This window comes from Sphingobacterium lumbrici (assembly GCF_006476045.1).
GTDB classification, from domain to species: Bacteria; Bacteroidota; Bacteroidia; order Sphingobacteriales; family Sphingobacteriaceae; genus Sphingobacterium; species Sphingobacterium lumbrici.
In genome coordinates, this window is sequence record NZ_SRZY01000008.1 from 21,519 (window position 1) to 33,900 (window position 12,382).

Consider the following 12,382-nt stretch of genomic DNA (forward strand, 5'->3'; position numbering starts at 1 on the left):
TACTTTATCTAATATCCTAGAAAGTATAACGAGCTGTTACTCCGCCGTTAGCGTAGAAGCCGTTGTAATATCCTGCACCATTCACAACATGGATGGTAGGGCGAATATCGGCAGAAAATGCAAAAGGTGCATTCTTCAATTTGTAATCCACGCCACCGGTAGGATAGATTCCTGCACTGAATCCTTTAGAATCTTCATAATCCGAAAATGTGTTTGACAAGATCACTCCACCCCCGACAAACCATTTAAATCCTTGAATATCACCTATAGGAAAATGATGTTGATAAGTTCCCGAAAAAGAAAGGTTTACCCAATCGTTATTGCCTCTTGAATGTGGACGAACCCCCAAATCAAATTCTAAGGCACCGGGTTGCGTAATAAATGTCTTAAATGCAACGGCTGCTACATCATAATGTCCAGATCCCAAACGAATACCAATGGAATTTTTGTAATCCTGCGCAAAGGAACTGCTTACAAAGAGGACAACTGCTAATAGTAAAGTAATTTTTTTCATAAACATTTATTTAAAGTTAAACATATTAATTACATGAGTATACAAAAACCATACCATGTATTTCAATAAATATCAATATTAAGGTACTATTGTTTACTAATCGTTTTTCTTAATACCTGAGAAACTATTAAAAATCTAAATAAGCATATGGAATAATTTACTTTAAACTTTTAATAATTATATCGATTTATTAAATAAAAAGTGTAACTTTGCACTCCGACAAAGCAGTCGGAATACTCCTCTTTTTAAGGCATTTTTCATTGCTTTGTTTAGTTACTACAATTCGTATTTTAACTTTTTGAATTAGAAAAATAATGCCAAAAAACACCTCCATCAACTCCGTATTAATTATAGGATCTGGTCCTATTGTAATCGGACAAGCGTGTGAATTTGATTATTCAGGATCTCAAGCTGCTCTTTCCCTAAAAGAAGAAGGCATCAGAGTTTCTATCATTAATTCCAATCCTGCAACTATCATGACTGACAACATCGTTGCAGATCATGTGTATTTACTACCGCTGACTTGCGAGAGTATAGAACAAATTCTTCAGGAACAACAGATTGATGCTGTACTACCTACTATGGGTGGTCAAACGGCATTGAATTTATGTATTGAAGCTTCGAATCTTGGTCTTTGGGAAAAATACAATGTTAAGGTAATAGGTGTTGATGTAGCGGCCATAGAGAAAACAGAAAACCGTGAAGAATTCCGTCAGCTCATGGTTGATATTGGTGTTGGTGTAGCTCATTCAAAAATTGCCAATTCTTTTTTGGAAGGAAAAGAAGCCGCTCAAGAAATTGGATTTCCGTTAGTTATTCGTCCATCTTACACGCTTGCAGGTACAGGAGGCGGGTTTGTACACAAAAAGGAAGAATTTGATGCCGCTCTTAACAGAGGTTTACACGCTTCTCCGACACATGAAGTATTAGTTGAACAAGCTGTTTTAGGCTGGAAAGAATTCGAATTAGAATTGCTGCGTGACACCAATGACAACGTCATCATCATCTGTACGATAGAAAATTTTGACCCAATGGGTATTCATACCGGTGACTCCATTACGGTAGCACCTGGCATGACACTCTCTGACAAGTGTTACCAAGATATGCGTAACCAAGCAATTAAGATGATGCGTTCTATCGGTAATTTTGCAGGAGGATGTAACGTCCAATTTTCCGTAAATCCGGAGAATGAAGAAATAATAGCAATCGAGATCAACCCACGCGTTTCACGTTCCTCTGCCCTAGCTTCCAAAGCAACTGGATATCCAATCGCTAAAATTGCAGCTAAATTGGCAATAGGATACAATCTGGATGAACTTCAGAATCAAATTACAAAAACAACTTCCGCATATTTCGAACCTACGTTAGATTATGTAATTGTCAAAGTTCCACGTTTTAACTTTGACAAATTCAAAGGTGCAAATAAAGAATTAGGACTACAGATGAAGGCTGTTGGTGAAGTAATGGCGATAGGCCGTACATTCATCGAAGCCTTGCAAAAAGCCGCCCAATCCCTGGAAACAGGACGTTGGGGATTAGGCGCTGATGGTCGACAATTACGCAACCTGGATGAAATAATGGACAGCTTAGAGCATCCAAGTGCCGATCGCTTATTCCATATCAAAGATGCTTTTGAATTAGGAGTTCCATTAGAATCTATCCGTAAAGCTACTTTAATTGACAAGTGGTTTCTAATTCAAATTCAGGAGCTGGTTGCGTTAGAGACTGAGCTACGCCGTTATCAATTAAATAATATTCCGCGTGATTTCTTTATGACCTTAAAACAAAAAGGTTATTCAGACGCACAGATTTCCTGGATTTTAGGTAACGTTACCGAAGATCAAGTGTACGATCGACGTAAAGAATTGGGTATTAACCGAGTTTATAAAATGGTAGATACCTGTGCGGCAGAATTTCAAGCACAAACCCCTTATTATTATTCTACTTTCGAAGACGAAAATGAATCGATAGCTTCTGACAAAAAGAAAATTATCGTATTGGGATCTGGACCAAATCGTATCGGACAAGGGATTGAGTTTGATTATTCTTGTGTACATGGTCTATTGGCAGCTAAAGAATGTGGTTATGAAGCCATCATGGTAAACTGTAACCCTGAAACTGTTTCAACAGATTTCAATATGGCTGATAAATTATATTTTGAACCTGTATTTTGGGAGCATGTCCGTGAAATCATTGAATTAGAGAAACCAGAAGGTGTAATCGTTCAATTGGGAGGACAGACAGCATTAAAAATGGCCGAACGTTTAGAAGAATTAGGCGTTAAAATCATTGGCACTTCGTTTTCAGACATGGATTTAGCGGAAGACCGCGGTCGCTTCTCTGATCTATTAAAAGAACTGAACATTCCTTATCCGAAATATGGTGTTGCTACTTCTGCGGAAGAAGCCATTCGCGTAGCAAATGAAGTCGGGTACCCTGTATTAGTACGTCCTTCCTATGTATTAGGTGGACAAGGAATGAGTATCGTTATTAATGACGAAGATTTAGAAAAAGCGGTTGTCAACCTATTAAAAAGTCTTCCTGGAAACCAAATCCTGATTGACCACTTCCTCGATCGTGCCGAAGAAGCAGAATCCGATTCTATAAGCGATGGGGATGATGTACACATCATTGGTATGATGGAACATATAGAACCTGCAGGTATACATTCCGGAGATTCATCCGCGGTATTACCTCCATTTAGTTTATCGGACAACGTACAGGCTAAGATGGAAGAATATTCCGTAAAATTAGCACAGGCATTAAACGTTAGAGGTCTATTGAACATTCAATTCGCCATCAAGAATGAAAACGTATACGTTATAGAAGCGAACCCACGTGCTTCACGTACCGTCCCTTTCATCGCTAAAGCATACGATGTACCATACATCAACATCGCGACCAAGGTAATGTTGGGAGCAAATAAATTAAAAGATTTCAAAATTGAACGCAAACTAGAAGGCTGGGCGATCAAAGAGCCGGTATTCTCGTTCTCCAAATTCCCTGAAGTCGACAAACAATTAGGTCCCGAAATGAAATCTACAGGTGAAGCAATACGCTTTATCAAAGATTTACAAGACCCTTATTTCAGAGAGTTGGTATCAAAGAAATCCATGTTCTTGAATGCACAGTAAAATAAAAGAAGCCCGCTGCTTTTATAAAGTGCGGGCTTCTTTTATTTTATATCTTTTACGCATCTAAAACCAACATTATTAGTCGGACTATTCACCTCTCCCTTCCCTCTGCTTCCCGCCTTATAGCGTTCACAATATTGATCATTACACAAGAAAGAGCCACCCCGTTGTACACGCTTTATGGCTCCGGGTTCCTGTGGATCATAAGCGTCTGATGGACCTGTGGGATTTCGCTTCGGACTGTTCGCATAGTAATCCGGGCGATACAGATCAGCACACCATTCCCAAACATTTCCTTCCATATCATATAACCCAACAGCATTAGCCGGAAAACTTTTTACCGGAGCAGTAGTTTCATACCCATCTTCTTTTGTATTGTGCATCGGAAACTCACCTTGGTATATATTAGCCAACCACTTTCCATCTTCCTTCTTTTCATTTCCCCAATAATAGGTTTCATTTTCGTGTCTTCCTGCTTTCGCCGCATATTCCCATTCCGCTTCCGTTGGAAGACGCTTTCCTGCCCATTTAGCATATTCCTCCGCATCCTGATATGCAAGTTGGGTAACCGGATGGTTTTCTTTTCCTATTATAGAACTATTAGGACCTTCCGGCTGTCTCCAGTTTGCATCGGGCACATATTCCCACCACTGCAAATAATTATTTAATCCCTGAATATTCTTGGGTGCCCTGAAAACCGCTGACCCCGGAACCAACATACTTGGATCAACACCAGGAAAATCTGACGGGTTCAAAGGACGTTCGGCTATAGTAATATATCCCGTTGCTTCTACAAAAGCTTTAAATTGCGCATTGGTAACCTCATGTTCGTCCATCCAAAAAGCACTGAGTTCCACATCATGAAGAGGTTGTGCATCATCGAAACTAGTAGATCCCATCCTAAATTCTCCAGCGGGAATCAATACCATTTTTACGTTATCTTCACCAGAAATATAAGTGAGAGAATCTGTCGATAAACCAGAAAAACGACTCGGAATTACACGGGCACATGTCACCATACTATCCAAATCGTTGGCATTAACCTTATTATTTGAGGTGCTTACATTACATCCTACTAGACTTAATGAAAGAAGAGCAACGTAAAATAGAGCTTTCATATATTATTTTTTGTTTTAACTCTCAGATGCCTACATGGCAGACATGAATAACTTTCATCATCAAAGTAATCACGGATATACTACGTAATGATCACGTTGATGATGTTGGCATCACATGCTTATTAGATGAGAATTCTAAAAATAAGTAAAACCAACGAAAAAGCCCAACTAAAAGTTGGGCTCCGATATGTAATAAATTACATTAAACGTTTAATTGCTTTGCATCTTTATCCACTTTCGGGCGAATCTTAGTATTTCCGCCACCATTCAATGTAAGATCTACCGGGGTATTAGATCTCCAAGCACCTTTTGTAAAATCAGGGAAAGTAACTGTTTTACAATTCTTACCCACAGACTCCGCGCTTAAAGGAACGATTGCACTCCATGCTGCTGCATCGTACACATCTTGATCCAGAGGTAATCCATTACGCAGACAATCGACCAATCTCCAATCCATCATAAAGTCCATACCCCCGTGACCACCTACTTTCTTAGCCTGCTCTCCGATGAACTTCACTAATTCAGGTGTATATTTCTCACGCAATTCTTCGACTTTATCCTCTGGTAAAAATGAATGTCCGCTTTTATAACTCTTTAACGAGATCCCTTGTGTTGGATACTTCTCTGCAAATCCTTTTGTTCCGCTTAATAAGTGGATTCTAGAATAAGGTCGTGGAGAGGTAACATCATGTTGAATCATGATGGTTTTTCCTTTTTCTGTGCGAATTAACGTAGTATTCATATTACCTCGGAATTTTTTTCCAACAAATTGCTGAAATGTAGCATCTTTGGCTGCCAATTCACGTGCTGTATCTGCCATGTGAAAATCATCAGTTTGCATAGCGACTAACGATGACATCACATCTCCTCGGTTAATATTCATACATTGTGCAACCGGACCTATACCATGTGTAGGATATAAATTTCCATTGAGACGGATGTTCTCTTTTAATCTCCAGAAATCATCGTAATAGGTCTTACTGAAATTTAAATCTAATAAATCGTGGATATAAGCCCCCTCTGCATGAATAATATCTCCCAATACACCTTCCCTAGCCATTTTCAATGTCAACATTTCGAAGAAATCATAACAGCAATTCTCCAACATCATGCAGTGCTTCTTTGTCGCTTCTGACACTTTCACAACTTCCCAACAATCTTTTACCGTCAATGCAATAGGAACTTCACAAGCTACGTGAGCGCCAGCCTTCATTCCTTCTATAGCCATCACGGTATGTAAATCCCAAGGAGTACAAATATATAACAAATCTATTTCCACTTCTTGCAACATAGCTTGCCAGCCATTATCACCTGAGAAACCTTTAGGCTTCTCAAAGCCTTTATTAGTCACAAAATTTTGATGCTTTGTTACACGGTCTTCATGACGATCACATAAAGCAACAATTTCTACTCCCTCTATATAGGTATAACGATCCACGGCACCTGTACCACGATTTCCCAGACCAACAAAGGCGATACGCACTTTGTCTAACTTAGGAGCTCTGTACCCTGACATGTTAAACCTCGGAGCCGCTTGTGCTTCCATACCGATCGAAGGCAATGTAATTGCCACACTTGAAAGTAGGGATACTTTCTTAATAAAATCTCTTCTATCTGAACTCATATATCAATATTAAGGAATTTTTTTCAATATTATGGTTTACTGTTGAAACATTAAAGGGGACAAAAGCCCCCTCTAAAATCACCTATTTTAAAACAAACTAAACAGTCTATTAAGGAATAACCAATTTTTTATTTTTAAAGGCTATTGGTTATCAACAAGCGTACTTACCCGCTTATCTATCACAATAATAATCCTAAAAAATTATAATAAAAAATAAAAAGTAAACGCAAACGTTTGTGTAAAATACGAAAACGTTTGTGTAACCAACTAGTTATAACAAAATTAACAGACGCTATAGTGCTACCTGCCCAATAAGCTCTTTTATAGCCACTTCCGACAACTTAGCCTGTAATTTCGCAGAATTAAATCGCGATACCGCATTTATGAAATTTTCTTGAGCATCTCTAAACTCTACTGTACTAATGGTGCCAATTCGGTACTTTTCAAGTGTAATATCCAGATTTTGTCGAGCGATTTTTTCATTCTTTTCTTCCAGTACCACCAAAGCCATATTCGTTTGATACGTTTGATAGGCCGTAGCTATTGACGTTTCAACAAGAAGCTTCTGCTGTCCTATCATCAGGCCCGCATTGTCGACTTGGATCTTGGCAACACGCTCATTTCGGCGCTGATTAAACCCATCAAAGATATTAATAGATGCCGTTATACCGTATGTCAGTCCTCTAGAGCTAGAACTTGACACGAAACCTAAACTGGATTCAGATTCTGAAAAGTTATATCCTGTATTTAATCGCACTGTAGGATAACGATTCGACCGCACATTTTTTAATTCCAGTTCAGCAATCCTTTTATTAATTGAGATGATCTGCAAATCTGGATTTTGCTTCCTTGCTTGGTCGAATAATTCTGCTAACTGCAAACCTTCATCAAAATCAAATTCGGATACGACAGCAAAATCTGTCATCAGATCACGTGTCAAAAGACTATTCAGATTGATTTTTAAATTTTTCACCACATCAGCCTGTCTCAATCGATTTGATTCATCTTCATTCAAATTCACCTGCACATTCAACACCTCCAACCGGGAAACCTTACCAATAGAAAACCTATTCTCAGCTGTCTGCAACCTCTCTTTAGAAATAGTAATACTTGAATCTATTGCACTTAACAAATTTTGTTGCTCAACAAGGGTATAGTATGTTGCAATGACATCAGACACACGCGTTAAAATGACTTTCTTAAGCTGAAAATCACCTTGCTTTTCCAATTCCCTCAGTTGATCGTATCTTGAAAACATTCCCAACCCGTCAAAAATAGTCCACCCTATACTTACTCCATAATTCATGCTATTATTTTTGGCATTATTTAAAGAGCGCGTATCTCCTGTAGCTTGGACCTGACTAGAGTTTTGGAGACTATTATTCTGGGTAAAATTGCCGACAACCGAAGGTAACATCCCTGCATTCCCATAGGAAACATTTTCTTGAGCAATTAAAAAATTGTTTTTAGAAAGTCGAATATCATAATTGTTTTCCAACGCTATTTCTACAGCTTCCTTTACTGTCAATATTTCTTGTCCCTTCAATCCTAAAGAATGAATGAAAAGTAAAAATATAAAACCTATAACTCTATTCATCTTAATCTTCTATGTTATCAAATTCAGGTCGGTGCTTTCTCTTTCTAGACATCAACAAATAAAATGCAGGAATCACAAAAAGTGTCAAAACCAACGCAAATAAGGTCCCTCCTACAATAACAACCCCCATTCCAATTCTGCTTGTAGAGGCCGCACCTAATGATAAAGCGATAGGTAATGCCCCCAACGCGATAGCCAGCGAAGTCATTAATATAGGACGCAATCGAGATTCTGAAGCTTGCATTACGGCATTATATTTATCCAAACCTTCATCGCGCAGTTGGTTAGCAAACTCAACAATCAAAATTCCATTCTTCGTTACCAATCCGATCAACATAATAGTACCGATCTGACTAAAAATATTCCAGGATTGATCAAAAAGCCACAATGAAAACAAGGCTCCCGCAACAGCCATAGGCACCGTAAGCAGGATAATAACAGGATCAACAAAACTTTCGAACTGCGCTGCAAGAATCAGGAATATCAATAATACCGCTAATCCAAATGCGAACGTTGTATTCGAACTGCTCTCCACAAAATCGCGGGATTCACCCCCTAAATCCGTTGTAAAACTGGCATCCAATACCCGTTCTTTAACAGCATTCATGGCTTCTATACCTTCACCCATGCTTCTACCCGGAGCCAATCCGGCTGAAACAGTAGCAGACATATATCGATTATTATGATACAATTGAGGCGGACTACTTCTTTCCTCTATCTCCACTATATTATCCAACTGAATCAACTGTCCGTTTTTACTTTTAACAAAAATAGAGGCCAGATCCATAGGTGTCGACCTGTCCTGCTTATCGAACTGCCCCATTACCTGATACTGTTTGCCATTCATCATAAAATAACCAAACCGCTGTCCGGAAAGAGACATTTGCAAGGTCTGAGCCACATCCAAAACAGAAACGCCCATTGATTGAGCTTTATCCCTATCAATGGTAACATACACTTCGGGTTTATTAAATTTCAAATTAACATCTACAATGGAAAATGTTCGGTCTTTAGATAATTCTTCCATAAATTCTGGAATTTTCTCTTCGAGCTTACTGAAATTAGGAGCTTGAATAATATATTGTATTGGTAATCCTCCGCGTCTATTTACTGAAATTGTAGGCTGTTGTGATACCGAAACACGTGCCTCTGAATATGGCTGTGTAATGCGAGACAAATAATCCGCAATTTCTCCTTGTGAACGTTCTCTCTCATTCGGTTGTGCCAGACCTAACCGTACAATACCGCTATTCGAAGAAGCAGAACCAAAACCAGGTGAGGTAATGACTAAACTTACTTTTCGTTCAGGTACCGAATCGTTGATAAGGAGCGTTAAATCTGTCATGAAACGATCCATATAATCGTAGGAAACCCCCTCGGGAGCAGTAACTCTTAAACTTACATAACTTCTATCGTCATACGGAGCAGTTTCCTTCGGCAATAACTGAAAAAATAAATAGATAAGCAAAAAACAACCTGCAACCACGGCTATACTTAACCATTTGATTCTCAAAAAGCGTTGGAGAGAATCGGCATACTCTCTATTCATCATCTCAAAATACCGTTCGGTCTGCATGTAGAATTTAGATTTTTTCTGTTCTCCGCCTTTCATTAAATACGCATTTAACATAGGTGTCAAAGTCAGCGAGACAAAAGCTGAAATAAGCACCGCAGAACCTATCACAATTCCAAATTCACGAAATAGCCTGCCAACAAATCCCTCTAAAAAAACAACAGGTAAAAAAACCGCTGCCAGGGTAATAGAAATCGAGATAACAGCAAAAAATATTTCATTAGAACCCTTTATTGCTGCCTGAATGGGAGACATCCCCTCTTCCACTTTCTTGAAAATGTTTTCGGTGACCACAATACCATCATCCACCACCAACCCTGTAGCCAAAACGATAGCCAATAGTGTCAACACATTAATTGAGAAACCACATAAGTACATGATAAAAAAGGTCGCAATGAGCGACACAGGGATATCTACCAATGGGCGAAAAGCAATAGACCAGTTTCTAAAAAACAGGAATATAATGAGTACAACCAATGTTACAGATATTAGCAGTGTTTCGACCACTTCCAATATTGCTTTCTTAACAAATAGGGTGTTATCGATTGCTACATTTAAATCAAAGCCCTCCGGCAAATCATTCTCTAGCTTTTCGAATTCGGTATAGAAACTATTCGCAATGTCCAAATAATTGGTACCTGGTTGTGGGACAATAGCTAAACTTACCATTGGAAATCCAGAATCAGACATCTTGGTTTCGAAGTTTTCCGCTTCCAGGGCAGCACTGCCTATATCGCTTAAACGTACAATCTTATCCGCGTCAGATCGAACTATAATATTATTAAACTCATTTTCGTTCTCAAGATTACCAATCGTTTTCACCGCCAATTCAGTATTTGAACCCGTCAACTTACCAGACGGTAATTCAACATTCTGTGCATTTAGCGCATTTCTTACATCCAAAATCGTAAGACCATAGGATGCGAGCCGTACAGGATCTATCCATAAACGCATGGCATATTTTTTTTGCCCCCAAATTTGTACAGAACTTACCCCCGGTATAGTCTGTAGTCGCTGCGCAATAATATTTTCGGCGTAATCAGATAGCTCAAGAACATTTTTGGTACTACTTTGCGCTGTCATGATAATAATAGGTTCAGAATCTGCATCTGCTTTTGAAACGACAGATGCCGCATCAATGTCCTGCGGTAGACTGCGCTGTGCTTGCGACACTTTATCTCTCACATCATTAGCGGCTTCTTCCAAATTTTTACCAAGATTAAACTCTATCGTAATGTTACTGGTCCCTTGATTACTAGAAGAAGAAATATTTCGAATGCCATCAATCGAATTAATCGCTTTTTCAAGCGGCTCTGTAATCTGGGATTCTATAATCTCAGCATTGGCCCCCGCGTAACTTGTTCGCACAGAAATTTGAGCCGGATCAATAGAAGGATACTCGCGAACACCCAAAAAAACGTATCCGATAATGCCAAACAAAATGAGCATTAAGTTTAACACAATAGTCAAAACCGGCCGTTTAATACTTAACGTAGATAAACTCATATTTTGAAATTAACGTAAAGTAACTTGAACAGAATTTCCATTTCGCAAGGACATCATCCCTGATGTGAGTACGGTATCACCCTCTTCAATTCCCGATAAAATCAATACATCATCTTCCGTTCTTGCACCTGTTTCTACAAGAGATTCAAAAGCCTTTCCATCTTTTAGTAAAAATACTTTTTTACCATTTTGTATCGGAATCAGTGCCTCTGCAGGCACCAACAACCCTTTCTCAACGATTGCTAAAGGAAAAATAATATTTGTAAATGTCCCGGGAATTAGTCGCCGGGTAGAATTATCTGCAATTGCTTTTACCTGAAGCGTACGTGTCGTAGCTTCTACAATGGGTTCAATAGCATACACTGTAGCGGTATACTCTTCCTTAGTTCCTTGAACGTTAAATTTAATATTGTTATTATGCTTCACCATCCCTACATATTTCTCCGGAATAGAAAACAAAACCTTTACCCTATCTGTATTTACCAATTGGGCGATACTAGTTGTAGGAGTGATATAACTACCTTTGGAAATATTCCTTAATCCGATCGTACCCGAAAAAGGAGCTTTTATGACCGTCTTAGCCAGTTGGGCCTCTATTACTTGAATTTGCGCTTGAGCCGTACGGTAATCCGCACTGGCAATATCATACTCCTCCTGACTAATTGCTTCCTTCTCCAATAGCAATTGAGCTCTTCTTGCATTTTCACCGGCCAAGCTATTTCGCGTAACCGCTTGCGAAAGCTGCGCCTTCAATTCCACATCGCTAATTCTGATCAATACTTGACCGGCAGAAACCTGTCCTCCTTCCGAAAAGTGTATAGATTCCACAATTCCGGAGACTTCCGAACGCAGGTCGACAAGTTCATTAGGCTCAATAGAACCGGACAGCGACAAATGGTCTGAAAAGGGTCTTCCCAGTATTACCTTGCCAAACACCTTTGCTTGCACACGTCCCCTAGCTATATTAGCAATACGTTCTTTATCCTTTTTAGTATTTGTAGTTACTCGATATAAAACTAGACTTCCAACAACAAGAACAATTAAAACAAGAAATATAATGGTTTTCCTTTTCATGTATGTGTAGAATATTATTAAAATATGAAACAGTAACAAAGAGAGATTTAAATAGATTGCTACCTATCAAATTCCTATGTAAAGTAGAAAAAAAACAGACAACTTTATGTAATATTATTATTATAATAGCAGATAACAAAAAAAAAGAGCCCTTACTGTTTCCAGCAAGGGCTCTGTATAAAAAAAGGCACCGACCTACTCTCCCACCTGTTACGGCAATACCATCGGCTCTGGCGGGCTTG

The 12,382-nt window shown here is 38.8% G+C and carries 8 protein-coding genes; 2 read left to right on the top strand and 6 right to left on the bottom strand.

What is annotated here, in order from left to right:
- Window positions 1-16 precede the first annotated feature (16 nt).
- On the bottom strand, window positions 17-514 hold the full coding sequence (locus tag E4F24_RS01745; RefSeq protein WP_140936882.1) for a hypothetical protein: 498 nt from the start codon (window positions 512-514) through the stop codon (window positions 17-19).
- Between the two features lie 314 nt (window positions 515-828).
- Between E4F24_RS01745 and carB the strand changes: the two genes are divergently transcribed.
- Window positions 829-3,648 (top strand): carbamoyl-phosphate synthase large subunit, encoded by a 2,820-nt coding sequence (gene carB, locus E4F24_RS01750; protein WP_140936883.1) that lies wholly within the window; start codon window positions 829-831, stop codon window positions 3,646-3,648.
- A gap of 41 nt (window positions 3,649-3,689) precedes the next feature.
- Here the strand turns inward: carB and E4F24_RS01755 are convergent, their stop codons facing one another.
- The 5 genes from E4F24_RS01755 to E4F24_RS01775 all read right to left on the bottom strand — a co-directional run bounded on the left by E4F24_RS01755 (window position 3,690) and on the right by E4F24_RS01775 (window position 12,140).
- Complete coding sequence (locus tag E4F24_RS01755) at window positions 3,690-4,766, bottom strand: formylglycine-generating enzyme family protein (RefSeq protein WP_140936884.1); 1,077 nt, start codon at window positions 4,764-4,766, stop codon at window positions 3,690-3,692.
- A gap of 202 nt (window positions 4,767-4,968) precedes the next feature.
- Entirely contained in the window at window positions 4,969-6,390 is a 1,422-nt protein-coding gene (locus tag E4F24_RS01760) for a Gfo/Idh/MocA family protein (protein WP_140936885.1), read from the bottom strand.
- A gap of 292 nt (window positions 6,391-6,682) precedes the next feature.
- Window positions 6,683-7,987 carry a TolC family protein gene (locus E4F24_RS01765; protein ID WP_140936886.1) on the bottom strand — a complete coding sequence of 435 codons (1,305 nt, stop codon included), beginning with the start codon at window positions 7,985-7,987 and terminating at the stop codon, window positions 6,683-6,685.
- A gap of 1 nt (window position 7,988) precedes the next feature.
- Window positions 7,989-11,066 (bottom strand): efflux RND transporter permease subunit, encoded by a 3,078-nt coding sequence (locus tag E4F24_RS01770; protein WP_140936887.1) that lies wholly within the window; start codon window positions 11,064-11,066, stop codon window positions 7,989-7,991.
- Between the two features lie 9 nt (window positions 11,067-11,075).
- Window positions 11,076-12,140 (bottom strand): efflux RND transporter periplasmic adaptor subunit, encoded by a 1,065-nt coding sequence (locus E4F24_RS01775; RefSeq protein WP_140936888.1) that lies wholly within the window; start codon window positions 12,138-12,140, stop codon window positions 11,076-11,078.
- A gap of 2 nt (window positions 12,141-12,142) precedes the next feature.
- Between E4F24_RS01775 and E4F24_RS13875 the strand changes: the two genes are divergently transcribed.
- Window positions 12,143-12,382 (top strand): hypothetical protein (locus E4F24_RS13875; RefSeq protein ID WP_216629113.1); only part of this gene is annotated, 240 nt, incomplete at its 3' end.